18 protein-coding genes are annotated in these 24,634 nt (G+C 73.6%); 1 reads left to right on the top strand and 17 read right to left on the bottom strand.

Annotated elements, in window-relative coordinates; all coding sequences use genetic code 11:
- Nucleotides 1-48 precede the first annotated feature (48 nt).
- From C7C46_RS21110 to C7C46_RS21065, 9 genes are all read right to left on the bottom strand, one after another.
- Nucleotides 49-963, bottom strand: coding sequence for a sortase (locus C7C46_RS21110; protein ID WP_110671446.1), 915 nt, complete (start codon nt 961-963; stop codon nt 49-51).
- Nucleotides 960-3,983 carry a phosphate ABC transporter permease PstA gene (gene pstA / locus C7C46_RS36680; RefSeq protein ID WP_146259160.1) on the bottom strand — a complete coding sequence of 1,008 codons (3,024 nt, stop codon included), beginning with the start codon at nt 3,981-3,983 and terminating at the stop codon, nt 960-962. The genes C7C46_RS21110 and pstA overlap by 4 nt, the downstream gene beginning before the upstream one ends.
- Before the next feature lie 4 nt (nt 3,984-3,987).
- Nucleotides 3,988-4,995 (bottom strand): phosphate ABC transporter permease subunit PstC, encoded by a 1,008-nt coding sequence (pstC, locus tag C7C46_RS21095; RefSeq protein ID WP_110671445.1) that lies wholly within the window; start codon nt 4,993-4,995, stop codon nt 3,988-3,990.
- 83 nt (nt 4,996-5,078) lie between these two features.
- Nucleotides 5,079-7,637 carry a hypothetical protein gene (locus C7C46_RS21090; protein ID WP_110671444.1) on the bottom strand — a complete coding sequence of 853 codons (2,559 nt, stop codon included), beginning with the start codon at nt 7,635-7,637 and terminating at the stop codon, nt 5,079-5,081.
- A gap of 189 nt (nt 7,638-7,826) precedes the next feature.
- Nucleotides 7,827-8,423, bottom strand: a complete 597-nt coding sequence (locus C7C46_RS21085; protein WP_110671443.1) for a hypothetical protein — start codon at nt 8,421-8,423, stop codon at nt 7,827-7,829.
- Between the two features lie 132 nt (nt 8,424-8,555).
- Nucleotides 8,556-9,614: a PstS family phosphate ABC transporter substrate-binding protein gene (locus tag C7C46_RS21080; RefSeq protein ID WP_110671442.1), complete on the bottom strand. Its 1,059-nt coding sequence runs from the start codon at nt 9,612-9,614 to the stop codon at nt 8,556-8,558.
- Between the two features lie 404 nt (nt 9,615-10,018).
- Nucleotides 10,019-10,444: a hypothetical protein gene (locus C7C46_RS21075; RefSeq protein ID WP_146259159.1), complete on the bottom strand. Its 426-nt coding sequence runs from the start codon at nt 10,442-10,444 to the stop codon at nt 10,019-10,021.
- The gene (locus tag C7C46_RS21070; RefSeq protein WP_110671440.1) at nt 10,437-10,880 is read right to left on the bottom strand and encodes a YegP family protein; all 444 of its coding nucleotides are present in this window, start codon (nt 10,878-10,880) and stop codon (nt 10,437-10,439) included. Before C7C46_RS21070 ends, C7C46_RS21075 begins: the two co-directional genes overlap by 8 nt.
- Nucleotides 10,881-11,134: 254 nt before the next feature.
- Nucleotides 11,135-11,602 carry a MarR family winged helix-turn-helix transcriptional regulator gene (locus C7C46_RS21065; RefSeq protein ID WP_110671439.1) on the bottom strand — a complete coding sequence of 156 codons (468 nt, stop codon included), beginning with the start codon at nt 11,600-11,602 and terminating at the stop codon, nt 11,135-11,137.
- 88 nt (nt 11,603-11,690) lie between these two features.
- Here C7C46_RS21065 and C7C46_RS21060 point away from each other — a divergent pair, with 88 nt between their 5' ends.
- The gene (locus C7C46_RS21060) at nt 11,691-12,260 is read left to right on the top strand and encodes a carboxymuconolactone decarboxylase family protein (RefSeq protein WP_110671438.1); all 570 of its coding nucleotides are present in this window, start codon (nt 11,691-11,693) and stop codon (nt 12,258-12,260) included.
- A 3-nt stretch (nt 12,261-12,263) separates the two neighbouring features.
- Here C7C46_RS21060 and C7C46_RS21055 read toward each other — a convergent pair whose 3' ends face one another.
- From C7C46_RS21055 to C7C46_RS35160, 8 genes are all read right to left on the bottom strand, one after another.
- The gene (locus C7C46_RS21055) at nt 12,264-14,057 is read right to left on the bottom strand and encodes a sensor histidine kinase (RefSeq protein WP_110671437.1); all 1,794 of its coding nucleotides are present in this window, start codon (nt 14,055-14,057) and stop codon (nt 12,264-12,266) included.
- A 93-nt stretch (nt 14,058-14,150) separates the two neighbouring features.
- Nucleotides 14,151-17,702 carry a thiol reductant ABC exporter subunit CydD gene (gene cydD, locus C7C46_RS21050; RefSeq protein WP_110671436.1) on the bottom strand — a complete coding sequence of 1,184 codons (3,552 nt, stop codon included), beginning with the start codon at nt 17,700-17,702 and terminating at the stop codon, nt 14,151-14,153.
- 24 nt (nt 17,703-17,726) lie between these two features.
- On the bottom strand, nt 17,727-18,731 hold the full coding sequence (gene cydB, locus C7C46_RS21045) for a cytochrome d ubiquinol oxidase subunit II (RefSeq protein ID WP_110671435.1): 1,005 nt from the start codon (nt 18,729-18,731) through the stop codon (nt 17,727-17,729).
- Nucleotides 18,732-18,747: 16 nt separating this feature from the next.
- The gene (locus C7C46_RS21040) at nt 18,748-20,292 is read right to left on the bottom strand and encodes a cytochrome ubiquinol oxidase subunit I (protein WP_110671434.1); all 1,545 of its coding nucleotides are present in this window, start codon (nt 20,290-20,292) and stop codon (nt 18,748-18,750) included.
- A gap of 262 nt (nt 20,293-20,554) precedes the next feature.
- On the bottom strand, nt 20,555-22,081 hold the full coding sequence (locus C7C46_RS21035; RefSeq protein WP_245984652.1) for a sensor histidine kinase: 1,527 nt from the start codon (nt 22,079-22,081) through the stop codon (nt 20,555-20,557).
- Between the two features lies 1 nt (nt 22,082).
- On the bottom strand, nt 22,083-22,910 hold the full coding sequence (locus C7C46_RS21030) for a response regulator transcription factor (protein ID WP_110671433.1): 828 nt from the start codon (nt 22,908-22,910) through the stop codon (nt 22,083-22,085).
- 134 nt (nt 22,911-23,044) lie between these two features.
- A complete protein-coding gene (locus C7C46_RS21025; RefSeq protein WP_110671432.1) occupies nt 23,045-23,755 on the bottom strand; it encodes a VC0807 family protein in 711 nt (236 codons plus the stop codon).
- A 171-nt stretch (nt 23,756-23,926) separates the two neighbouring features.
- The gene (locus tag C7C46_RS35160; RefSeq protein WP_181442446.1) at nt 23,927-24,628 is read right to left on the bottom strand and encodes a hypothetical protein; all 702 of its coding nucleotides are present in this window, start codon (nt 24,626-24,628) and stop codon (nt 23,927-23,929) included.
- Nucleotides 24,629-24,634: the final 6 nt, after the last annotated feature.

Raw genomic sequence — 24,634 nt, 5'->3', positions numbered from 1 at the left:
GGGCGGGTCCTTCCCTAGGGAGCAGCGTCGACTGGGGCACCGGGCGCCTCAGTAGAGGTTGGGCAGCAGGGCGGCGGCGTTCTCGTAGCAGGCCCACAGCAGCGCGGCCAGCACCGGGGTGAAGGCCAGGTAGGCGGCCCGCCGGTGCCAGCGGCGCACCGCCAGGGTGGCCAGCAGCACGGCCCCGAGCAGCCCGGCCGACCAGAGCTGGAGCGCGGCCAGCGCCCCGGTGTCCTGGGCCAGCGCGTGGTCGGCGGCGAGCTGCGCCGGGCGGCCACGCTGACCGGGCTGCGGGGTACCGTCCAGGCGGGCGCCGATCAGCACGGTGCTGGTCGGGACCCAGCCGGAGTCGCTGGTCACCAGGACCAGCCGGGCCGGCGCCCCCGCGTCCAGGATCGGGTGCGCGCCGTCCCCGTAGGCGTTCACGGTGTAGCTGAACTGTCCCTGACCGGTGGTCACCTCGATCTTGTCGCCGACCCGCAGCTCGCTGATCCGCCCGAACGGCGAGCCGAACGAGGTGCCGCGGCCGAACAGCACCGCGGCACCGGACTGGCCGGGCAGCGCGGTGTCCCGCCGGTGGCCCGGACCGCGCATCAGGTCGCGCCCGGTAGTGCCCTCCACCACCACGGCCTGGTGCAGGCCGATCCGCGGGATGTCCAGCACCGCGACCGGGTCACCGTCCGGCGCCGGGCCGGTCGGGGCCAGGGCGTTCGCCAGCTGGTAGCGGAAGGTCTGGTACGAGGTGGACTGGTAGTGCCCCTCCTGCAGCGGCGAGAGCGCCAGCAGGTAGACCGCGAAGCCCAGCAGCAGGCCGGAGAGCAGGGTCGCGGCCCAGCCCGCCTGGGCCAGTCGCGGGCGCCCGCGGCCCGACGGTGCGTCAGGCGCACTGGGCGCGCCGGGCACCGCGGGCAGCACCAAGGTGTCGTCCTCGGCGGTCGGCCGGTCGACGGCGGGGGCGGTCATCGGTCGCTCCCGCTCGGCGCGGCGGCCCGGCGCCGGCGCAGCCAGCTGCCGAGGAACGGCGGGACCAGCACCACCGCGAGCAGCTCCAGCGCGGTCAGCGTGGTCAGCGTCCACTCCTGCGGCCGGCCGCCGACGTTGACCACGCTCGCGGCCGCCTGGGTGGTGCCGGAGCCCGAGCCGGACCCGTTGCCGACCACCTCGCCGGTCTGCGGGTCGACGGTGTCGCCGCCCGTACCGGCACCGGTGCCCCCGTCCCCGGCACCACCGGAGCCGCCGCCGCCCGAGCCGCCGCCGGAGCCGCCCGAGCCGCTGCCGGAGCCGCGGGTGCCCGAGCCGCCGGAGCCGCCGCCGGAGCCCGACCCGGATCCGCCGCTGCCCGCGGGGGTAGCCGAGGGGTGCTCGCGGTCGCAGGTCAGCGGCATGCCCACCGCGTCACAGCCGTTGGGCTGCGGCGCGTTGTCCAGGATGATCAGACGGCCGCTGCTGTCGAAGGTGGGGTTGGGGCAGTTGTTCAGCGTGTTGGGGTCGACGTTGCTGTTGTGCCCGGGGATGTGCAGCATCTGCAGCAGCCCGCCGCGGACCAGGCCGCGCGGGATCGGCGAGTAGCCGATCGAGTCGATGCCGCTCTTGCCGGTGGCCTGCCCGGCGCAGAGCACGTAGGAGAGGTACTGGCTGAGCGCCGCGCCCTTGTCGTTGTTCCAGCGCGGCAGTGGCAGCAGTGCGGAGTTGTCGCGCGGCACGATCAGGTAGCTGTAGCTGGAGACCGGGTAGGAGCGCGGATCGTTGTTGCTGTAGACCTCGTCCAGGTTCTGCTGGAGGTAGTCGGGGTCGTCCGGCGAGGTCGAGTCGTCCACCCCGCGGATCTTGGCCTTGGTCAGCGCGACCGCCACGTTGGAGGCGGTCGGCAGCACGTAGAAGCCGCCCGGGTTGCGGACCTTGACCACGGGCCAGCCCGCGGTCAGCGCGAAGGCGTACTCGTCGTAGCCGATCGCGCCGAGGCCGGCCGGCTGCATCACGTAGTGCGCCACCTGGTCGGAGCCGTTCTGCGCCAGCATCCGGCCGCCGGCCGGGAAGAACTCGGTGTAGTCGCCGCAGGGGACGCCGTTGACGCCGGAGCAGTAGGCGTCCCACTGGGCCTTGTGGGTGTGCTCCATCCACCGGGTGAACTGGGCCGTGGCGCCGGAGCCGTCGGAGCGGATCACCGGGGTGATCTGCAGGTGCGGCAGGGTGCGGCCGTACTCGGCGGTGATCTTGGGGTCGTCCCAGTAGGTGATCTTGCCGGTGAAGATGTCGACCAGGTTGTCCGGTGACAGCCGCAGGTCGGTCACCTGGGTGTTGCCGATCTTGAGGTTGTACATGAAGGCGGTGCCGCCCGCGGTGATCGGCACGTACGAGTAGCGGTAGACCGGGTTCTCCCGGTTGCCGGTGCCGCCCTTGTGCTGGTCCTGGCTGGCGCCGCCGTCGTCCGCGGTGCGGAACGGCACGTCCGAGGCGGTGAAGTCGTCCTGGCCGTTCTCCCACTGGTTGCGGCCCGCCGCCGAGCCGTTCGGGGTGAAGTTGATGGTGATCCCCCGGTCGGCGACATCGGTGCGCCACTTCTCGATCGCGGGGCCGGCCCAGCTGGAGCCGTCGGCGTTCAGCGAGGCGGCGGCGTGCGCGGGCGTGCTCTGCCCGACCGCCAGGCTCAGCGCGGTGAGGGCGAGGACCACCAGCAGCGCCGGGCCGCGGCCGGCGCCGCGCAGCAGCGCGGCCGTCCGGGCGGCGCGGGTCGGGCGGGCGGCGCGGGTCGGGCGGGCGGACGGGACCGAAGTGGGCTTGGCTGCCCGCGGCATGGCGAGTCCTCCGATGGGGGTGCGGGATGTGCGGTCCTGCCGGTCGGCCGACCGGCCGGCCAGTCGGCGCTGCTGACGTCGGCTCAGCTCGCCCGGGCGGCCGCCGCCGATCAGCCGGGCGGTGACGAAGAGCACCAGCACCAGCACCATCAGGGTGAGCGCCCCGGCGAAGCCGCGGGCCACCATGTCCGGGTACGGCTGGCGCACGTAGTTCCAGATGTAGAGCGGCAGGCTCACCTGGTGGCCCTCGAAGGCGTTCGCGTTCATCCCGGCCGTGAAGCCGGCGGTGAGCAGCACCGGCGAGGTCTCGCCGACCCCGCGGGCCATGCCGAGGATCACCGCGGTGGCGAGGCCGCGGCGGGCGGTCGGCAGCACCACGCTCCACACCGTGCGCCACTGGCTGCCGCCGAGCGCGTAGGAGGCCTCCCGCAGCGTGCCCGGGACCAGCCGGATCACCACCTCGGCGGCCCGGGTGACGATCGGCATCATCATCACGGTCAGCGCCAGCGAGGCGGCGAAGCCGCTGGCCTGCAGCCCCAGCGTGAGGATCACCACGCCCAGCACGAACAGGCCCGCCACGATGGACGGCAGCGCCGTCATCGCCTCGACCAGGGTGCGCACCGGGCCGGAGGCCCGCCCGCCGATCTCCGAGAGGTAGACGGCGGCGGCGATGCCCAGCGGCACCGCGAACAGGGTGGCCAGGCCCAGTTGCTCCAGCGACCCGACCACGGCGTGCAGCGCGCCGCCCGAGGTGATCGGCGAGACCGCGGAGGTGCGGCTCATGTCCTCGGTGAGGAAGTTGCCGTGCAGCAGGGCCGGCAGCCCGCGCAGCGCGATGAAGACCAGTTGCTCGACGATCAGCAGCACCAGCAGCACGCCCGCCGACCAGCAGACCAGCGTGACCAGCCGCTCGCGCACCACCAGCGGCGGCCACTGGACCAGGCCGATCAGCCAGCTGAAGCCGAGGAAGAAGACGTACCAGCAGCCCAGGAAGCCCTGGGCACCACTGAACGGCAGCACCCGCTCGTAGAGCAGCCAGTCCAGAGCCAGCGAGCCGCCGAGGGCGGCGAACAGGCTGAGCACCTCGGCCTGGGTGACGCCGCCGAGCCGGCGCCGCCGCTCGGGGCGCTCCGGGACCGGGGCGGGCGGGCCGGCCGTCTGCTGCCGGGGAACCAGGGTGTCGGTCATCGGCTCAGTCCGCCGTGACCGCGCCGGAGCGCGAACGGCTGACCAGTACCCCGGCCAGCAGGTTGACCAGCAGGGTGATGGCGAACAGCATCAGCCCGGCCGCCATCAGGGCGGACAGCGACTGGCCGTCCGACTCGCTGAACCGCAGCGCGATCAGCGCCGAGATCGAGTTCGCCCCGGCCTCCAGCACGTGACCGGTGAACTTGAACGAGGGCGAGATGATCAGTGCCACCGCGATGGTCTCCCCCATCGCCCGGCCGAAGCCCAGCATCACCGCGCCGATCACGCCGCCGCGCCCGAACGGGAGCACCACCGAGCGGACCATGCCCCAGCGGGTGCTGCCCAGCGCGTAGGCCGCCTCCCGCTCCCCCTGCGGAGCCTGGGAGAAGACCTCCCGGCTCAGCGCGGTCATGATCGGGACGATCATCAGCGACACGACCAGGCCCGCCATGAAGGTGGAGGAGGTGTAGGAGGTGCCGATGTCCCCGGTGCGCACCTTGAGGAACGGCAGCACCCCGCCCAGGTGCAGCGCCGCCCAGCGCACCAGTCCGAGCACCCGCGGCTGGAGGAAGTAGACGCCCCACAGGCCGTAGACGATGCTCGGCACCGCGGCCATCAGGTCGACCACCGAGACCAGCGCCCCGCGCAGCCGCACCGGGGCGTACTCGGCGATGAAGAGCGCGGCGACCAGCGACACCGGCACCGCCAGGACGAGCGCGACGACCGCGATCAGCACCCCGTCCGGCAGCACCGCGGCGATCCCGAAGACGTGCGCGGACGGGCTCCAGCGCTGCTGGGTCAGGAAGTGCCAGCCTGCCGTGCTCAGCGCGTCACCACCGCGCAGCAGCAGGAAGAAGGCGATCAGGCCCATCAGCAGGAAGACCGAGTACCCGGACACCTGGAGGCCCAGGCGGTAGATCCGGTCCGCCCGGCTGACCGGCGCGGTGATCACTCGTGGTTGATCGTGTTCGGGCGGTGGCGGGACGGACGGGGACAGCTGGGCGGTGGTCATCGCGGTTGGACTCTCCGGACTCCGGGGCGTGGTGGACGGGGCGGCGGGAGCCGCGGCGCGCGCGGGCTGCCGCGGCGGGCGGGTCAGCCGCCGATCAGCCGGCGCAGCCGGGTGAGCACCCGGCCGCCCGCGGCGGTGCCGGCGAGCAGCAGCGCGGCCGGACCGCCGACCAGCAGCACCCCGCCGGCGATCAGCACGGTCGGCAGCAGCATCCGGGCCAGGCCCGCCCGGTCGGGCGCGGGCGAACCGGCCGCGATCGGGGCGATCGAGGTGGTGCGGGAGGGCGAGGCGGCGGTGCTGGGCCGGGGCGTGGTGGCCGTGCCGCCGGTACTGCCGGTGCTACCCGTGCCGCCGCCCTGTTCCGCTCCGGTGCCCTGGCCGCCGGCGGAGCCGCCGCCGGTGCTGGTTCCGGTATCGGCGGCACTGGTCGGTGCGACCACGGTCGAGCCGTTGCCGGTGCCCGACTGCGGCGCCGGGGAAGCCGGCTTCTGGTTGCCGGGCAGCGCCCCGTCCTGCGCGGCCACGTGCGTCAACGCTGCCCGGGCGTCGGCCAGCTGACCGGCCGTCAGGCCCAGGTAGCCCGGCCCGAGCTTGCCGGGGTCGCGGCCGTAGAGCTGCCCGCCGCCCGGGTCGGTGACCTTCTGGAAGAACCGGCTGACGGTGAGCGCCTTGGCGTCGCCGAGGCCGCTGGTCGGCAGCATCGCGTACTGCACCGTGGTGAGCGGGTAGGCCGCCGCGTCCTTGGCGAAGCCGGTCTGCGGCACGCCGTAGGGCAGCAGCCGGGTACCGGTGGCCGGGTCGGTGGCCATGTCGTCGACGGCGGCCTGCATCGAGGTGGCGGTCGGGGCGACGAAGCCGCCGGCCGGGTTGCGCAGCTCCGCCTCGGGGAGGCTGAAGGCCTTGGCGTCAGCCGTGTCCAGCACCGCGATCAGCTGCCGGGTGCCGACCGTCGAGGCGGGGCAGCGCGGGTGCGACCCGCTGCCGTCCAGCACCGGGCTCAGGCAGGTCGGGGTCGCGGTGAGGAAGCGGCGGGCGGCGTCGTCCAGGCTGCCCAGCACCGGGCTCCACTCGTACTGCTTCTCGTGCTCGTCGATGGTCCGGCCGTTCTCGACCTTCTGGAAGCCGGTGTTGTCCTGCGGGATCAGCAGGTCGGTCGGGTAACCGGAGAAGGCCGGGCGCAGGTAGAAGGGGTCCACGTGCATCCCCCACTCGTCCACCTCGCCCTGCAGGAACCGCTGCGCGTCGTTGTCCGCGGCGATCCACGAGGTCAGCTGGTAGATCATGTCGCTGGACTGCCCGATCACGATGGGCAGGCTGCTGGGGTTGTGGATGTCGCAGCTGGGCCACTGGGCCGGGGCGATTGCGCTCGGCGGGTTCAGGGTCAGGAACTCCGGGTCCTCGAAGAGGCACCGCGGGTTGCCGGCGATCGAGGCCGCCTGCACGCTCGGCGCCACCTGGGCGTAGGACTGGGTGAGCTCCTTGGCCAGCAGCCGGGCGTCGAGCCGCAGGTGGGTGATCTGGCGGCCGGTGCCCGGGTCGTCGACCGCGAAGACCACCGAGATCCCGGAGTCGGCCAGCGGCGCGTAGACGTACGGCCGCGGCGCCGGGCCGGTGTCCGGCCGGGCGGTCAGCGCCACCTCGGCCCCGCCGCCCTGCAGGAAGGCGCCGCGGGCCTGCGGCTCGGCGAGCGCGGTGTAGCCGGCGTAGATCGGCGAGCCGCCCAGGCAGGCACCGGCCCGCCACTGCTGCAGCGCGCGCTGGGCCATCGGCAGGCCGGCCGTGGCGAAATCGGTGGTGGCGGCCTTGCAGCTGGACGCGGTGGGCGCGAAGGAGAGCGGGACCACGGCGCGTTCGTTCCAGGCGCAGGCCTCGCCGGTGGCCAGGCCGGTGGTGGCGTTGCTGCCGACCAGCATGCTGTCGGTGGCCAGCGAGACCGAGTCGGTGGTGTCGAAGCTGTGGTCGGCGCAGTTGATGGCCCCGGTCGGGTCGCCGTTGATCAGCGCGCCGATGCCCGCGGAGTCGCCGCCGTAGTTCGGCTCGACCACCAGCGAGCAGGCGTGGGCGGCGTCGCAGCCGAGCGAGCTGCTCTGCACGCTGGACCAGACCTCGATGTCGGCCGAACCGGTGCCGTCGGCGCCGGTCACCGCGATCGCCATGTTCGAGGGCAGGTCCGGGCTGGTGACGCCGGGCGCCGGGCGGTTCTGCTGGAAGCCCAGCGCGGGGTTGCCGCCGTAGACCGTGGAGCCGTAGCAGTCGGTCGGCTTCGGGTTCACGCCGCGGCACTGGTAGACCCGCACCTGGTACATCTTGTTGATGTCGAGCAGGCCGGGCACGGTGGTCGGGACGCCGTTCTGGACGGTGGTGGTGAACCCGGTCCAGCTGACGTGCACCACCTGGTCGACCAGGTTGTCCACCTGCGAGACCGTCACGCTGCCGTTGGGCCCGTACGTCTGGGTGTCCGGCTGCCAGCGGGCCGGCCCCTGCACCGTCTTCGCCCCGCTGTCCGCGTGCGCCTGCGGCACCGTGCCGGCCCCGGCCGGGAGCAGGGCCAGCACCGCGAGCAGCGACCAGGCCGCGGTGGCGGCCAGCCAGGCTCGGGACCACCAGCCGAGCCCTCGCGGACTCCGGTCTCGGACTCTCATCAGGACACCTCCGGCGGTGCGCGGTGCGGCTGCGCGAGGGGAACGGACATGCGAATGGACCCACAGATGCTGTGGGTCCATTCGCCCATTACGACATGACTGCTGATGCCGGTTCAGATGTACGGGGCCCCAACCGGGGCACAACCGGCCACCGCCGCAAGAGCGTTGGCGATTGCCCGGTCCGCCGGGTCAGCTGCCGGCGGTGAAGGTCAGGGTGGCGGTGCCGGTGTGCTGGCCGGCGGTGAAGAAGGCGGTGCCCAGCTTGGTGTCCGCGTACTGGGCGCCCGCGGCGTCGATCTCCAGGTCGTCGGCGGTCAGCAGCTGGACGCCCGCGTTCTTGGTCACCGTGGTGTTGCCGACCGGGTCGAGCAGGCTGACGGGAGCGCTCTCACCCAGCGGCACCCCGGTGACCGCCCAGTTGTCCGCGCTGAAGGCCAGGTTGTTGAAGACCGCGGCCTTGCCGGTGTGCAGGTTGACCAGCAGCAGGCCGCCGCCGAGCTGGATGTTGCCGTAGTACCCGCTCAGGTTCGCCGAGCCGCCGGTCACCGGGAAGCTGGCGGACAGGCCGGTGGCCGCGTCGTAGCCGGCGGTCGCGTTCGGCAGCGCCACGGCGATGATGCCGTTCGCAGCGGCCTGCTTGAGGAAGGTGCTGTCCTCCTGGATCACCAGGCTGCCGGTCGGCGCGGTGGTGGTGGTCGCGGCGAGGGCGGAGTCGCTCATCGCGGTGGCGGACAGGGCGGCGACGGCCACGGCGGCGACGGTGAGGCGGACGCTGGTGCGGGACATGATGATCTCCTTCGTGCACGGGCCTGGGCTGCGAACGGCCCGGCGGCCAGGGGGAGTCCCCTGGCCGCCGGCGGTTGAACTCGGTGCGGTACTGCGGGTGGTGCGACTGGAGCGGGAGGCTTCAGCTGCAGGTCACAGGTGGGTGACGCTGCCGCAGGCGCCCACGGCCAGGGTCTGGAAGCCGTAGCTCTGGATGTCGGCCTTGGCGGTGGCGTTGGTGCAGATCCAGCCGGTGGTGCCGAAGATGGCCTTCAGCGCCGGGTTGGCACCGGTGCCGGTCCACTCGCCGTCACGGACCACGTTGTAGACCACGCGGCCGTACGCGGTGGCGGTGTAGCTGGAGTTCAGGGTGTGGGTCCCGGTCACCGGGGCGACACCGTCGGTGTTGCGGACGGTCAGCGGGCCGGGGGCGTCGGTCGAGGTGGTGTGACCGCCGTAGACCTGGCCGATGTAGTGGGCCGCGGAGTAGGGGACCAGCGCGTTGGAGTCGGTGAACACCGAGTCGGTGCCCTCGTTCTCCTCCGGGGTGTACGACTGCACGCAGGCGCCCGGGGTGATCGCGGTGCCGCCGCCGACCGCCTTCAGGAAGAAGGAGCGGGTGCCGGAGTTGATCTGCGGCAGGTATGCCTTGATGGTGGCGTTCGGGCCGGTGTAGCCGGAGATGTCGGTGATCTGGTTCCAGTTGGTCTTGGAGCAGGTGTAGATCGCCGCCAGGTCCGCGGTGGTCAGGTTGGCCGGGGCGTTGCCCGCCGAGTTGGCCGCCCAGGAGACGCCGTCCTTGGCGAAGGCCACGAAGTCGTCGGTGGTCAGGTCACCGGTCTGCGGGGCACGCGAGGAGCGGGCGAAGTTCACCGTGGCGCTGGTGTTGGCGTTCAGCGCGGAGATGCCGGCGCCGGAGCCGTTCGGGCGGGTGATCGAGGTGGCGCCCGTCTTGGTGGTGATCGGGCTGCTGCCCGTGGCGTCCCAGCTGTACAGGCGCGGCGAGGTGGTGTCGCCCTTGCCGGTCAGGAAGGCGTTGTAGTCGGTGGAGAGCTGGCCCAGCACGGCCTGCGTGGTGTCCGAACCCACGCCCACGACGTCCGCGGCGTTCGGGGTGACGGACGGGTCGGCCAGGGCCGAACCGGCGGCCACGGTGGCCAGCGAGGTGGCGATCGCGAGGGTCGCGAACAGCTTGGCAGCGGTGTGACGCATGGTGCAATTCCTCCGGTGGGAGAGGGACGCATGGCGTTGTCGGGACCGGATCGGTCCCGCACCGGTGGGCCGCCGATCTCCCGGCCCGTCCGGCGGGACTGATCCTCATCCGTCGCCGTCCACCCCGGAAGCACCCCGGTCAGCTGGCCAAGTGCCGGTGAATTCAGAGGTTTTGTCGACTTGGAGGTTTAGTTGCTGGCCCCCTGCGGTGGTTCGTGCACCGGGCGACCGGGTGCCGCGCCCCGCACACCGCCGTACGTTCTTCTCGCGGTGGCGGGTCGGGTCGCCCGCGGCAACCTCCAGGCCACCGAACCGCCGCCCCCGCCACGACGAGCGGCCCGGGGGATCTCCCCCGGGCCGCTCGTCCAGTGCCGTGCCGTGCGGTGCCGCCGGCCGTCGAACCGTCACCAGGGCCATCGGCCGTCCTGGCCGCCGGTGCGCAACTCCCTTTCCAGCGCGCTGAGTCCGGCCTTGAAGCTGACCACGCCCTGGCGGCACTGGTCGCGCCTGAGGTAGCCGCGGGCGCTGCGGGCCACCGGCTCCTCGCTCTGCGGGTCAGCCCGGGTGCTGCGCGGCGGCAGGTAGGCCGACCAGCCCCAGGCGCGGGCCGCGTCCTGCCCGAAGGCGTACCGCAGTGAGGCCCGCTCGATCAGCAACTCGCGTAAAGCGATGACCAGTTCGGCCTCGGAGCGGTAGAGCCGGGCGGACACCGCGAGCTGGCGCCCGTTGCCGGCCGCCATCGACCAGCCGACCAGCCGCCCGGTCCCCTGCACCGCGAGCAGCCGCGGCCCGCGGGACCGTGCGGCGCCCGGCACCGGACGGTCAGACATCGTCGTCACGGGGCACCGACGGGGTCAGCGGAACGCGCGGCGGTCCGGGGGAGCGCTCCCGCTCCGGCGGTTCGACCGGCAGCCGCTCCACCAGCGCGACGAACCGCCGGAAGGCGTTCTGGCAGGTGGCGTACCGCTCGTAGGCCCGGCTGCTGCGGGCCTCGGGCAGCCCGCGCGGCCCCGGCACCACCCAGATCCAGCCGATCCCGTCCCGCACATGGGTGATCCGGGCGGTCAGCTCACCGACCTCCGCCCGCAGCGCCGCGAAGGCCCGGTGCACCTCCGGCACAGTGTCGAAGACCGGCGCGGACACTGCCACCACCCGACCGTTGGGCGCCTTCAACTGCCACTGGTAGCGGCCGTTGGCCGCCCGTTCCACCTGGAAGCCGCCCCGCAGGGACTGCGCTTCCGTCCGCCCCCCGCCGTCCTGGCCCACCCTGGCCCCACCCGCCCCAGTCCCCGACCCCCGGGGCGCCGCTGGCGGCCAGGGCGGTGGGTGTCGCGTAGAGATCTCGTGCTCGGTTTCCGAGCAGGTCAACCGTATGTGTGCTGACCTGGGCACAGCGCGGTTCGGCAGGTCTATTGGCCGGGAAGTTCTCCCCCGTTAATCTTCAGCGGATCTGCAAGTCTGGCAGGGGAGTTGACGATCCGGCAGCTCGGCGGCGGGGCACGGAGAGCGGTTGCCGGAACTCAGCCGAGCCAGCCCGAGACGTCCAGTCGGAAGAGCGGGGAGGGCACCATGGCCCGCAGGTCCTGCTCCATGGCCCGCACCCGGTCGGCGCCCAGCTCGGCCGCCCAGCGGGCCCGCACCTGCTCGAAGAGCTCGGCGGAGCGGGCCAGCAGCTCGGTGCCGCGCGCGGTGCGCACCACCAGCCGGCCGCGGGCGTCGCGCGGGTCCGGCACCCGGGCGGCGTAGCCCAGCGCCTCCAGCCGGTCCACGGTCTTGCCGGCCGCCTGCTTGCTGATGCCCAGCCGACGACCGATCTCGCTGGCGGTGGCACCCTGCGGGCCGACCGCCTGCAGCGCGAAGCCGTGTGCGGGCCGCGCCTGCGGGTGCCCCTCGCGGGCGAGTTCGGCGTGCAGCTCGTCGATGATCGAGCGGAATCCGGCGAAGAGCAGCAGCGGCAGCTCGAACCCGTAGCCGTCGGTCTCGGTCATGGCCGCGCTCCTTGCATCGATAGACAACCTGGTTTACCTTTTTAGTCAACCGCATTGTCCATTTTACGGATCTGCGAAGGACCCCGCCATGACCACCGCCACGAACCCCTTCCCCGACCACACCCTCGACACCGCGCCCGCCGCGGCCCGCCCGACCATGGCCGCGATCACCCGGCACCTGGGCCACCTGCCCGCCGCCGTCGCCCGACTGGCCAACTCGCCCGAACTGCTGGAGGCCTTCACCAAGTCGAACGCGCTGTTCACCGCGAGCACCCTGGACCCGCTGGCCCGCGAGGTGCTGGTGATGACCGTCGCCACCCGCAACGAGTGCCACCTGTGCGTGGCGATGCACACCGACCTGCTCCACCGGCTCGGCGCCGCACCGGAGTTGATCGAGGCGCTGCGCGACGGCCGAGCGCTGCCGGACGCCCGGCTCCAGGCGGTGCGGCAGTTCACCCTGGAGGTGCTGGCCACCACCGGCGCGGCCTCGCCCGAGGCGCTGGCCGCCTTCCAGGCCGCCGGGTTCACCACCCGCAACGCGCTGGAGGTGGTGCTGGGCATCGGCACCTACACCATGTCCACCCTGGCCAACCGGCTGACCGGTGCCCCGGTGGACGAGCGGCTGGCCGCCCACGCCTGGACCCCGGCCGCCCACTGACCGTCAGAGCCGGGCCGACCAGCGCACCCGGGTGCCCCGGCGGCCCGGGCCCGGCTCGTGCCAGGCCGCGCCGCCCAGGCTCTCGGCCCGCCGGCGCAGGTTGGCCAGCCCGCTGCGCCGCCCGCCCTCCGGGATGCCCACCCCGTCGTCCGTGACGGTGAGCAGCACGCCGGGGCGACCGGGCCGCAGCGGGGCCTGCGGGTCGCCGGAGGCCGGGTGTCCGGCGGAGTCCAGGTAGACCGTGGTGTCCAGCTCGACGCTGACCCGCGAGGCCCGCGCGTGCCGGGCCGCGTTGGAGAGCATCTCCCTCAGCGCGGCCATCAGTTGACGGGCCGTACCGTCGCTGATCAGGTCCTCCACCGGCCCGCTGAAGGCGAGCGAGGGCCGGAAGCCGAGCGCGGCCGCGGCCTGGCTGCACTCGCGCAGCACCCTGGCCCGCAGGGTGTCCGGTTCGTCCTCCTGCTCGTCGTGCTGCAGCGCGTAGATGGTGGTGCGGACCTCCTGGATGGTCGCGTCCAGTTCGTCCACCGCGGTGGCCAGCCGCTGCTTGACCTCGGGCACCACCGCCCGGCGGGCCGCGCTCTCCAGCATCATCCCGGTGGCGAAGAGCCGCTGGATCACCAGGTCGTGCAGATCGCGGGCGATCCGGTCGCGGTCCTGGAAGACCGCCAGCCGCTGCTGGTCGCGCTGGCCCTCGGCCAGCCGCAGCGCGAGGGCCGCCTGCGCGGCGAAGGTCGCGGCCAGCTGCTTCTCGGACTCGGCGAAGCCCCGCGCCCCGCGCTCGCGCCAGAGCACCAGTGCGCCCACCGTGCGCCCGGCGGAGACCATCGGCAGCGCCATCGAGGGCCCGAACCGGCGGGCCGCCCGCATCACCAGCGCCGGGTCCTGGGACATGTCCTCGATGAACACGCTCTCGCCGTCGCGCAGCCGGGCCGCGTACCCGGTCCCGGGCACCAGTTCGCCCTCGACCTGGCCGGCCGCCGCCCCGGAGGCGTGCGAGACCCGCAGCCCGCCGTCCCCGGTGGGCAGCATGATCATCCCCAGCGCCGCGTCCGCCAGCTCGCGCACCCGCTCCACGGCCACCCCGAGCGCCGAGTGCGCCTGGTCGCCGCTGAGCAGGGCGGTAGCCAGCGCCGCCGCACCGGCGATCCACCGCTCGCGGCGCCGGCCCTCCTCGTACAGCCGGGAGTTCTCGATCGCCACCCCGGCGGCGGCGGCCAGCGCGTGCAGCACCTGGGCGTCCTCCGGCGTGAACCCGCCGCCGCCGCGCTTCTCGGTCAGGTAGATGTTGCCGAACACCTCGTCGCGGATCCGGATCGGCTCACCCAGGAAGGAGCGCATCGGCGGGTGGTGCGGCGGGAAGCCGGCCGAGCGGCGGTCGACGGTCAGGTCGTCCAGCAGCAGCGGCTCGGGCTTGTCGATCAGCGCGCCGAGGATCCCGCGCCCCTGCGGCAGGTCGCCGATCCGGGCCGCCGTCTGCTGGTCGATGCCGACGTGGATGAAGTCGGAGAGCCCGCTGCGGTCCGCCGCGACCACGCCCAGGGCCGCGTACCGGGCGTCCACCAGCTCGGCCGCGCCCTGCGCGATCCGCTCCAGGGTGGCGTGCAGGTCCAGGCCGGAGCCGACCGAGACCACCGCCTCCAGCAGCCGCTGCATCCGGTCGGTCACCGCCGCGGCGGACTGCAGCCGTTCGGAGACCTCGGTGACCAGGGTGTCCAGGCCCAGCGAGGAGATCTCCGGCACCCGGTGCGGAGGTGGCGGGGGCCGGTCCTGGGGCTCGTCGGCGGGGAGGTCCATGGCAACGAGGGTAATTCGGTGTGATTTGTTCCGCCGGGAGGCGCGGTCAGGCCGCGAGAGTGCTCCGCGCGGCTCGCCGCGACGGTACGGAGGTCAGGCCGCGACGGTACCGGGCGCGAACCGGTCCGCCGCCTTCTCCAGTTCCCACATCGCGCGCAGCCGCCCCTGCGGACGGCCCGTCAGCTCGGCCCAGCTGCCGCGTTCCACCACCCGGCCCCGCTCCAGCACCAGGATCTCGTCCACCTCGCACAGGCCCGCGAGCCGGTGGGTGATCAGCAGCGTGGCCCGGTCAGCGGTGGCCGCCAGCAGGTCCGCGGTGAGGGCGTCGGCGGTGGCCAGGTCCAGGTGCTCGGCCGGCTCGTCCAGGATCAGCAGCGGGAAGCCGGCCAGCAGCGCCCGGGCCAGTGCCAGCCGCTGGCGCTGGCCGCCGGAGAGCCGGGCACCGTGCTCGCCGACCATGGTGTCCAGCCCCTCGGGCAGGGTGGCCGCCCAGTCCAGCAGCCGGGCCGCGGCCAGCGCCGCCCGCAGCTCGGCCTCGGTCGCGTCCGGCCGGGCCAGCCGCAGGTTCTCCCGCAGCGAGCTGTCGAACACGTGGGCGTCCTGGGCGCAGAGCCCGATCAGCGCGCGCACCGCGTCGCCGTCCAGCGCGCGGCTGTCCACAGCCTGTGGACGGCCGGCCGCCAGCGTGACGGTGCCGGACCGCTGCTCCAGCAGCCGCAGCAGCACCTGGGCCAGCGTGGTCTTGCCCGCGCCCGAGCGGCCGACCACGGCGATCCGCCGGCCGGCGGCCAGGTCCAGGTCGACGCCGTCCAGCGCGAGCCCGGACTGCCCGGGCCAGCTCGCCCGCAGGCCGCGCACCGCGAGCGGGAACGGGTCGGCGGGCGCGGCGGCCGGCTCGGCCGGCTCGGCCACCGGGTCGGGGGTGTCCAGCACCTCGACCAGCCGCCCGGCCGCGGCCCGGCTGCGCTCGCGCACCAGGACCGCCGCGGGCAGCGGGGCCACCGCCTCGAAGGCGGCCAGCGGGGCGAGCACCAGCACCGCCAGGCTCAGGCCGTTCAGCTCTCCGGCCGCCACCGCCCGGATGCCGGCGGCCGCGCAGGCGGTCACGGTCAGGCCGGTGAGCAGCGCGGTCAGGCCGGCGCCCAGTGCGGTGGTGGCGGCGGAGCGCGCGGCCAGCGCGGTCAGCGCCCGGTCGGCGGTGCGCACCGCGGCCAGCCGGGCCGGCAGCGCGCCGGCCACCGTCAGCTCGGCGGTGCCGGTGCAGGTGTCCAGCACCGCGGTGGCCAGCGCGCCCCGGGCGGGCGCCTGCTGACGCTCCGTCCGGGCGGACAGCCGCGCCGCCAGCGCCGGGACGGCCAGGCCCGCCAGCGCCAGCCCGAGCGCCAGCAGCGCCCCGGCCGCCGGCAGCAGCAGCGCCAGGCCCGCCGAGACCGCCAGCGAGACGGTCAGGCCGACCGCGGCCGGCAGCCGCCAGCGCAGGTACCAGTCCTGCACCGCGTCCACGTCCGCGACCAGCCGGGAGAGCAGGTCGCCGCGGCGGAAGGCGGGCAGCGCCGCCGGGGCCAGCCGCTCCAGCCGCTGGTGGACCGTCACCCGCAAAGCACCCAGGGTGCGCAGCACCGCGTCGTGCGAGACCAGCCGCTCCGCGTAGCGGAAGGCGCCGCGGCCCACCCCGAAGGCACGCACCGCGGTGACCGCCATCATCAGGTACAGCACCGGCGGGTGGGTCGAGGCCTTGGAGATCAGCCAGCCGGAGGTGCCCAGCAGGGCGACCGCGCAGCCGAGGGCCAGCGCACCCAGCAGCACGGCCAGCGCGAAGCGGCGGCGAGGCCGGCCGGCCTCGGCGGTGCGGAAGAGGCGGGAGATCCGGCGCAGGGCCGGTCCCTGGCCGGCCGGCAGCACGGGCAGCTCGGGCAGCGGGGCGGGCGGTTCGCCCACCGGCTCGGGCGGGCCCGGCAGTTCGGCGCCCGCCCGCTGCTGGGCCGGCACCGCCGCCGCGGCGGGCGCGGTCAGCGCCACCCGCTGCTCGGCCAGTTCCAGCAGCGCGGGCCGGTGCGCCACCAGCAGCACGGTGCGGGCGGGGTCGGCGGTCAGCGTGCGCACCGCCTCGACCACGGCGGCCTCGGTCTGCGGGTCCAGGTGGGCGGTCGGCTCGTCCAGCAGCACCAGCGGACGGTCGGCGAGCAGCGCCCGGGCCAGGGCCAGCCGCTGGCGCTGACCCGCCGACAGGCCGGCCCCGCCCTCCCCGAGCACGGTGCCGGGCGCGGCGAACTCCAGCACACCGGCGGTGGCCAGCGCCGCGTGCAGCTCGTCCGCCCCGGCCCGCGGCCGGGACAGCCGGACGTTCTCGGCCACCGTGCCGGCGAACAGTTGCGGGCGCTGCGGCACCCAGGCGATCTGGGCCCGCCAGCTCGCCGGGTCCAGCTCGGCCAGCGGGTGCTCGCGCCCGTCGGCGGTGCGCACCGTGACGGTGCCGGCCTGCGGCGCGGTGAAGCCGAGCAGCACCGAGAGCAGGGTGCTCTTGCCGGCCCCGCTCGGGCCGGTGAGCGCGGTGGTGCGGCCCGGTGCCAGCCGCAGCGAGACGCCGTCCAGCGCGGGGGCGGGGGCGCCGGGGTGCGTGACCGTCAGGCCGTCCAGCAGCACGCAGGCACCGGCCAGCGCGGGCGCCGGGCGGGTGCCGGCGGCCGGGCCTGCGGTCTCCAGCACCTCGAAGACCTCGCCGGCCGCGGCCAGCCCCTCGGCGCTGGAGTGGTAGAGCGCGCCGACCTGACGCAGCGGCAGGTACACCTCGGGCGCCAGCACCAGCACCAGCAGCCCGGTGCGCAGGTCCAGCGAGCCGTCCACCAGCCGGAAGCCGACCGAGACCGCGACCAGCGCGACCGAGACGGTGGCCAGCAGCTCCAGCGCGAAGGAGGAGACGAAGGCCAGCCGCAGGGTGCGCAGGGTGGCCCGGCGGTACTCCTCGGTGATCCGGCGCACCGCCTCGGCCTGGGCCTTGGCCCGGCCGAACACCTTGAGCGTGGGCAGGCCCGCCACCACGTCCAGGAAGTGGTGCGAGAGCCGGGCCAGCGAGCGGCGCTGACGGTCCATCCGACCCTGGGTGGTCCAGCCGATCAGCACCATGAAGAGCGGGATCAGCGGCAGGGTGCCGGCGATGATCGCGGCGCTGGGCCAGTCGGCGCCCAGGATCCGGGCCAGCAGCACCACCGGGACCACCACCGCCAGCGCCAGCTGCGGCAGGAAGCGGGCGAAGTAGTCGTCCAGCGCGTCGATGCCCCGGGTGGCCAGCGCGACCAGTTCCCCGGTGCGCCGGCCGGCCAGGTAGCCGGGACCCAGCGCGGTGGCCCGGTCCAGCAGGCGGGCCCGCAGCTGCTCCTTGACCCTGGCCACCGAGCGGTGCGCGGCCAGCTCGGTGAGGTAGGCGACCAGCGCCCGGCCCACCGCCACGGCTGCCAGCAGGGCCAGCGGGGTGCGCAGCGGGGCCAGGCCGGCGCCCTGCTGGAAGCAGCGCACCACCAGCTCGGCGATCAGGGTGGCCTGGGCCAGCAGCAGCCCGGCACCCGCGGCGCCGAGCAGCACCGAGGCGGCCAGGAAGCCGCGGGCCGCCCGGGCCTGGGCCGGCAGTCGGGGGTCGACGGGTCGCATGACGCTGCCTTCCGGTGAGGGGGCTCAGCCCTGTTCGGCCGGGATGTGCTGGACCCCGATCCGCTTGCGGAACACCCAGTAGGTCCACGCCTGGTAGAGCAGCACGATCGGGGTGAAGACCGCGGCCACGACGGTCATCAGCTTGAGCGTGTAGGGCGAGGAGGCCGCGTTGGTCACGGTCAGGCTGTAGGCCGGGTCCAGGGTGGAGGGCATCACGTCCGGGAAGAGGCTGAGGAAGAGCATCGCGACCGCGGCCACCACGGTCAGGCCGCTGAGCAGGAACGCCCAGCCCTCCCGGCCGGCCCGCAGCGCGAGCAGCGCGCCGACCAGTGCCAGCACCGCCACTACCAGGGCCGCCAGGCTCCAGCCGTCGCCCCGGTGGGCCTGGGTCCAGACCAGGAAGACCAGCGCCAGCACCGCGGTCAGCAACCCGAGCTGCTGGGCCAGCACCCGGGCCCGCAGCCGGATGTCACCGACCGTCTTGAGCGCGGTGAAGACCGCCCCGTGGAAGGTGAAGAGCGCCAGGGTGACCAGTCCGCCGAGGATCGCGTACGGGTTGAGCAGGTCCCAGAAGGAGCCGACGTAGTTCTTCTCCCGGTCGATGTCCACGCCGTGCACGATGTTGGCGAAGGCCACCCCCCAGAGGAAGGCGGGCAGCAGCGAGGTCCAGAAGATGGCCAGCTCCCAGCTGCGCTGCCAGCGCTCGCCGGTGCGCTTGTGCCGGTACTCGAAGGCCACGCCGCGCACGATCAGGCAGACCAGGATCACCAGCAGCGGCAGGTAGAAGCCGCTGAACAAGGTGGCGTACCAGTCCGGGAAGGCGGCGAAGGTGGCGCCGCCCGCGGTCAGCAGCCAGACCTCGTTGCCGTCCCAGACCGGCCCGATGGTGTTGATCAGCACCCGCCGCTCGGCCCGGTCGCGGGCCAGCAGCCGGGTCAGGATGCCGACCCCGAAGTCGAAGCCCTCCAGGAAGAAGTAGCCGATCCAGAGCACGGCGATCAGCAGGAACCAGACGTCGTGGAGTTGCATGTCGATCCCCTGGTTCTCAGTAGGCGAAGGCGAGCGGCCGGTCGGCGTCCTCGTCCGGGGACGGGCCGCGCAGCGTGGGGTCCTTGGCCGGCGGGCGCTCGGCCACGTCGGGGCCGGCCTTCGCGTACTTGACGAGCAGTCTGACCTCGATCACCGCGAGGATCGCGTAGAGCGCGGTGAAGACGATCAGCGAGGTCAGCTGGGTGCCGGTGCCCACGTTGGGGGAGACCCCGCTCGCGGTGGTCATCAGGCCGAAGACCGCCCAGGGCTGGCGGCCCATCTCGGTGAAGATCCAGCCGAAGCTGTTGGCGATCAGCGGGAACCCCATGGTCCAGATCCCGATCCGCCAGCTCCACCTGGTCAGCGCCGGGCCGAGCTCGCGGTGCTTGGTGAGCATCAGCCGGGGCGGCTCGTCCGCGCCGGTGCGCTTGTCCGGCGCCAGCCAGAACTTGCGACGGGTGGTCCACAGGCCCAGCAGCCCGGCCGCGAAGGAGGTCATGCCGAACCCGATCATCAACCGGAAGCCCCAGTAGGTGATGAAGATGTTCGGGATGTAGTCGTTCGGGTTGCCGCCGTACTTGGCCGCCTCGGCCTTGGCGGTGTCGGTGATGCCCGGCACCGCGGAGCTGAAGTCGCCCTTGGCGAGGAAGGACAGTATCCCGGGGAACTCCAGCTCCACCGAGTTGTGGCCCTCGTTGACGTTGCCGATGGCGAAGATGGAGAACGGGGCCGGGCCCTGGGTGTCCCAGAGCGCCTCGGCGGAGGCCATCTTCATCGGCTGCTGCTCGAACATCACCTTGGCCAGCGAGTCGCCGCTGATCGCGGTGCCCAGGCCCGCCACCACCGCCAGCACCAGGCCCAGCCGCAGCGAGGTGCGCATCGAGGCGACCTGGCGCCCGTCGCTCCGCTCGGGGCGGCGCTTGGCCTTCCACAGGTGGTAGGAGGCGATGCCGACCATGAAGGCGGCGCCGGTCAGGAAGGCGGCGGTCAGGGTGTGGAAGACCACCACCAGGGTGGTGTCCTGGAACAGGACCTTGGAGATGTCGGTGAGCTGGGCCTTCTTGGTGACCGGGTCGATGGTGTACCCGTTCGGGTGCTGCATCCAGGAGTTGGCGGCCAGGATGAAGTAGCCGGAGAGCATGGTGCCGACCGCGACCACCCAGATGCAGGCGGCGTGCAGCTTCTTCGGCAGCTTGTCCCAGCCGAAGATCCACAGGCCGACGAAGGTGGACTCGAAGAAGAAGGCGATCAGCGCCTCCATCGCCAGCGGCGCGCCGAACACGTCGCCGACGAAGCGCGAGTAGTCGGACCAGTTCATCCCGAACTGGAACTCCTGCACGATCCCGGTCACCACGCCCATGGCGATGTTGATCAGGAAGAGCTTCCCCCAGAACTTGGTGGCGTGGAAGTACTTCTCCTTGCCCGTCCGCACCCAGGCCGTCTCCAGCCCGGCCACCATGGCGGACAGGCTGATCGTCAGCGGGACGAAGAGGAAGTGGTAGACGGTGGTGACACCGAACTGCCACCGGGCGATGGTCTCGTGAGCGACTGCTAGCTCCACTTCGGCCTCTTCCTTGCCGAGAACTGTCCGATCTGACCTGGTTTCACCCAGAATCCTGCCTCAGCAAGCCGACAAAAGTGCGCTTTGCCGTCAAGCACACCAATCCATGTCAAAGCTTGCGAGCTTGTGAACGTGAACACGTTCACAAGCTTGATGACAGTATGACCTACGGATTTTCTGGTGAATCCGGCGGGGGTGTGTGTCCTGCCTTACACCGGCTGCGCACCACCCGGACGGGGGTCGACCGGGCCCGGCGGCGAACTCAGTCCGCGGCCGCGCGCGGCAGCAGCACCTGGAAGACGGCGCCCTCGCCCGGGGCGGTGCGCAGGGTCAGGGTGCCGCCGTGGGCCCGGGCGAACCCGGAGGCGATGGCCAGGCCGAGCCCGGCGCCGCCACCCTCCTGCCGGCTGCGCGAGACGTCCACCCGGTAGAACCGCTCGAACACCCGGTCCGCCTGATCCTGCGTCAGCCCGGGTCCGGAGTCGGCCACTTCCAGCACGCAGCCGTCCGCCACCGCGCCCACCCCGATCCGCACCGCGGTGCCCGGCGGCGTGTACTTGACCGCGTTGCCCACCAGGTTGGTGACCACCTGGCGCAGCCGCGCCTCGTCCCCCAGCACCGCCGCCGCCCCCGGCGCACCCAGCCCGCCGGGTCCGGTCAGCGCCACCGGCCGGCTCGGGTCCAGCGCGGTCAGGTCGTGCAGCGCGTCGGCGGCCAGCGTGCGCAGGTCCATCGGGGCCAGGTCCAGCGGGCGCTCCTCGTCCAGCCGGGCCAGCGTCAGCAGGTCCTCGACCAGGCCGCCCATCCGGACCGCCTCGGCCTCGATCCGGTCCATGGTGCGCTTCACCTCGGCCTGCGAGCCCAGCGCGCCCATCCGGTAGAGCTCGGCGAAGCCGCGGATCCCGGCCAGTGGGGTGCGCAGCTCGTGCGAGGCGTCCGCGACGAAGCGGCGCATCCGGGCCTCGGAGGCGGCCCGGGCCGCGAAGGCGGCCTCGATCTGGTCCAGCATCCCGTTCAGCGCCAGCGAGAGCCGGCCCACCTCGGTGCCGCCCGGCAACTCGGGCATCCGGTAGGAGAGCTCGCCGGCCGCGATCAGCTCGGTGCCGCGCTCGATCCGGCGCAGCGGCAGCAGCCCGGCCCGCACCGCGAGCGCGCCCAGGCCCACCGCGAGCACCAGCACCGCGCCGCCGATCACCAGGAAGGCGACCCGCAGCTTCTGCACGGTGGAGTCCACCTCGTCCAGCGAGACGCCGACCAGGACGTAGGAGGTCGGGCTGGTGCCGGTGGCCGCGGGGTTGCGGGTGACCGGCTCGACCAGTACCCGCCAGGGGCCGCCGCGCTGGCCGGGCACGTCGAAGGGGCGGCCCAGGTGGGTGGCGAGCAGCTTGGGGGTCAGGTCCGCCAGGACCGGCTCGGGGTCGGTGGCCGCCATCGGCTGGCGCAGCACCCGCTGCACCTTGCCGTCGGCGTCGAGCATCCGCACCTCGTACTGGCTGGGCAGGTACGGGTTGCCGCGCTTGACGGCCAGTCCGCTGCTGGACGGGTCCACCGCGAACGGCGACACGCTGCCGTTCAGGCCGCGCTGGCCGCTGCGGTAGGAGGCCTGGCTGCCCAGGCGCTGCAACTGCTGGTCGATCCGGCCGGTCAGCTGCGAGCGCACGGTGCCCAGCACCACCACGTCGCTGACCCCGAGGCCGGTGAAGACCAGCACCAGGGAGAGCGCCAGCAACCGGGACCGCAGCGAGAGCCGGCCGGTGAAGCCCCGCAGCCGGCGCAGCGGCACGCCCACCTCAGTCCTGCGACTGCTGCGGCGGGCGGCGCAGCGCGTAGCCGATGCCGCGCACCGTGTGGATCAGCTTGGGGCCGTGGTCCGGGCCGGAGTCCAGCTTGCGGCGCAGGTACGAGATGTACGACTCGACGATGCTCAGGTCGCCGCCGAAGTCGTAGGCCCAGACGTGGTCCAGGATCTGCGCCTTGGAGACCACCCGGCCGACGTTGGCCATCAGGTAGTGCAGCAGTTTGAACTCGGTGGGCGAGAGCGAGACCGGCTTGCCGTCCCTGGTCACCTCGTGCGCCAGCGGGTCCAGGGTGAGGTCGGCCACGGTGAGCCGGCCGTCCTCGGCCGGTCCGCCGGCCCGGCGCAGGATCGCCCGGATCCGGGCGATCAGCTCCTCCAGGCTGAACGGCTTGGTCACGTAGTCGTCGGCACCGGCCGCCAGGCCGTGCACCTTGTCCTCGGTGCCGTCCTTGGCGGTCAGGAAGAGCACCGGCAGGTGGTCGCCGGGACGCGGGCGGCCCGGCCGGGCGGCCAGGCCGGCCGGGTTGGCGATCTGCTGGCGGCGGGTCTGCTCGCGCAGCCGCTCCACCACGGTGAAGCCGTCCAGGTCGGGCAGCATCACGTCGAGCACCACCAGGTCCGGGCGCTCGACGGCGATCGCGGCCAGCGCCTCCTCGCCGGTGCCGGCCGACTCCACCCGGAAGCCGGAGAAGCGCAGCGAGGCGGAGAGCAGTTCGCGGATATTCGGTTCGTCGTCGACCACCAGCAGGAACGCCTCGCCGCCGGCGCGGGTGGCGCCCGGGGCGGCGGGAGCGGAGGTGACGGGTGCGATCCCTGACATCAGGGGCGGGCCTCCCGGTCCTGGGCTTGTCGTCCGATCGGATGATGGGTTCGGAGGTTACGCGAAGTCCGTGAGAAATGCATGAGCCGGACGGCCGCCGCGGTGCAGGCGGTGGCCGTCCGGCCCGGGCCGGTTCAGGCCACGGCCTGCCCTGCGGCGGCGGCCGCCTCGGCAGCGGCGGCCGCCCGGGCCGCCCCCTTGGCCTGGGCCCGGCGGGCGTAGCTGATGGTCCAGAAGACCAGGGCGGCGGTGACCACGTACGGCAGGATGTTGTTCACCGCGACCGCGGTGGCCCGCGAGGTGCCGTAGACCACCACGATCCGCAGCGCCGCCTCGGCCAGGTAGGCCAGGCCCCAGCCGATGGTGAGGTTGCGCTGGACCGTGCGGAAGCTCTCGAACTGCCACAGGCCGTTCCACCAGGCCGCCTGCTCGGGGGTGCCGTCGGTGGCGAACTTGCGGCCGAAGTAGAACATCAGCGGCCGCGGCGCGAGCAGCGTCACCAGGCAGAGCACGCCGAACAGGCCGGTGATCGCGGAGTCCTTGGCCAGCAGCAGCTGGGCGTCGTGCGGACCGATCAGCGAGACCACGCCGGTCAGGGCGACGAAGAACATCGAGACGATGGCGAACTCGTCGACCCGGCGGTGCCAGGCCAGGTAGATCGCGATGTCCAGCACCGGGCCCAGGCCCGAGAGCAGGATCGCGGTGAAGTCGCCGGCTCCCTGCGAGCGGGCCTGGTTGTAGATGAGGATCGGCGCCACCACGTTGAAGGCGATGCTGATCAGCCAGCCGAGAGCGGCCGCCCGGCCCTTCCGGGCAGGGGCGGGCGGAGTAGCGGCAGTGGACAAGGTGGTTCCCCCGGGAAGACGTGTCAGACGGCACGGTGACAACGGGACCGGTGCCACGGCCATTCTGTCGGACGTTCAACTTGCCCGCCTAGGCCCCGAGGTCTGGAAATGCGGAAGGTGACCGCTCGTCAGCCAGTGATCTGACGGGCAGCCACCTTCCCCGGGCGCGCCTCAGCCGCCGCTCTTCGGGCCGCCGCCGCCCGGGCCGCCGGCTCCGCCGCCGAAGCCGCCGCCGAAGCCGGTGGTGCTGCCGCCCTCGACCAGCTGGGAGGCGCTGTAGCCGCCCGAGCCGTCGGGGGTGCCGACCACCGTGACGCTCTGGCCCGGCTGCAGGTCGGCGACCTTGCCGTCCTGGGTGACCGAGACCTTGGTGGAGCCGCCGGTGGTCACCTTGACGATGTTGCCGTTGGCGTCGGTCAGGTAGACGGTGCTGCCGTCCACCAGCTTGACCGTGCCGCGGGTGAAACCGCCCTGGCCGCCACCGGCACCGGCGCCCGCCCCCGCGCCGGACCCGCGCCGACCGGCAGTGCCGCCGGTCGCGCCGTTCTGACCGCCGGCCCGCTGCGCCGCTGCCGCCGTGAACGCGGCCCGGCCGGAGCCGCCGGAGGTGTTGCCGTTGTTCTTCTGGTACCAGGCACCGCCGGTGAAGGCGGCCACCGCGATCACCCCGCCGGCCAGCGCCAGGCTGAGCCAGGGCAGCTTGCGCCGCGGCGGGGCGGCCAGCTCCGCGCTGATGTCGCGGGCGTCCGGCGCGGTGGACAGCAGCTCGATGTGCGCGGCCGCCTGCGGGTCGAGCGCCGACTGCGGCTCCAGGGCCACCGCGGGCAGCCGGACCGTGTCGGCCCGCACCAGGTCGCTGTTCTGACTGGACATGGGATT

Source organism: Streptomyces tateyamensis (assembly GCF_003205575.1).
In the GTDB taxonomy this organism is placed as follows: Bacteria; Actinomycetota; Actinomycetes; order Streptomycetales; family Streptomycetaceae; genus Kitasatospora; species Kitasatospora tateyamensis.
The sequence above is the reverse complement of the archived record's forward strand: the minus strand, read 5'-3'. Positions and strand labels throughout refer to the sequence as shown.

What these genes read in the sequence shown, in the direction of transcription:
- C7C46_RS21110 (WP_110671446.1), bottom strand. Translation starts at nt 963, where the DNA reads ATGACCGCCCCCGCCGTCGACCGGCCGACCGCCGAGGACGACACCTTG.
- pstA (WP_146259160.1), bottom strand. Translation starts at nt 3,983, where the DNA reads ATGACCGACACCCTGGTTCCCCGGCAGCAGACGGCCGGCCCGCCCGCC.
- pstC (WP_110671445.1), bottom strand. Translation starts at nt 4,995, where the DNA reads ATGACCACCGCCCAGCTGTCCCCGTCCGTCCCGCCACCGCCCGAACAC.
- C7C46_RS21090 (WP_110671444.1), bottom strand. Translation starts at nt 7,637, where the DNA reads ATGAGAGTCCGAGACCGGAGTCCGCGAGGGCTCGGCTGGTGGTCCCGA.
- C7C46_RS21085 (WP_110671443.1), bottom strand. Translation starts at nt 8,423, where the DNA reads ATGTCCCGCACCAGCGTCCGCCTCACCGTCGCCGCCGTGGCCGTCGCC.
- C7C46_RS21080 (WP_110671442.1), bottom strand. Translation starts at nt 9,614, where the DNA reads ATGCGTCACACCGCTGCCAAGCTGTTCGCGACCCTCGCGATCGCCACC.
- C7C46_RS21075 (WP_146259159.1), bottom strand. Translation starts at nt 10,444, where the DNA reads ATGTCTGACCGTCCGGTGCCGGGCGCCGCACGGTCCCGCGGGCCGCGG.
- C7C46_RS21065 (WP_110671439.1), bottom strand. Translation starts at nt 11,602, where the DNA reads ATGACCGAGACCGACGGCTACGGGTTCGAGCTGCCGCTGCTGCTCTTC.
- C7C46_RS21060 (WP_110671438.1), top strand. Translation starts at nt 11,691, where the DNA reads ATGACCACCGCCACGAACCCCTTCCCCGACCACACCCTCGACACCGCG.
- C7C46_RS21055 (WP_110671437.1), bottom strand. Translation starts at nt 14,057, where the DNA reads ATGGACCTCCCCGCCGACGAGCCCCAGGACCGGCCCCCGCCACCTCCG.
- cydD (WP_110671436.1), bottom strand. Translation starts at nt 17,702, where the DNA reads ATGCGACCCGTCGACCCCCGACTGCCGGCCCAGGCCCGGGCGGCCCGC.
- cydB (WP_110671435.1), bottom strand. Translation starts at nt 18,731, where the DNA reads ATGCAACTCCACGACGTCTGGTTCCTGCTGATCGCCGTGCTCTGGATC.
- C7C46_RS21030 (WP_110671433.1), bottom strand. Translation starts at nt 22,910, where the DNA reads ATGTCAGGGATCGCACCCGTCACCTCCGCTCCCGCCGCCCCGGGCGCC.
- C7C46_RS35160 (WP_181442446.1), bottom strand. Translation starts at nt 24,628, where the DNA reads ATGTCCAGTCAGAACAGCGACCTGGTGCGGGCCGACACGGTCCGGCTG.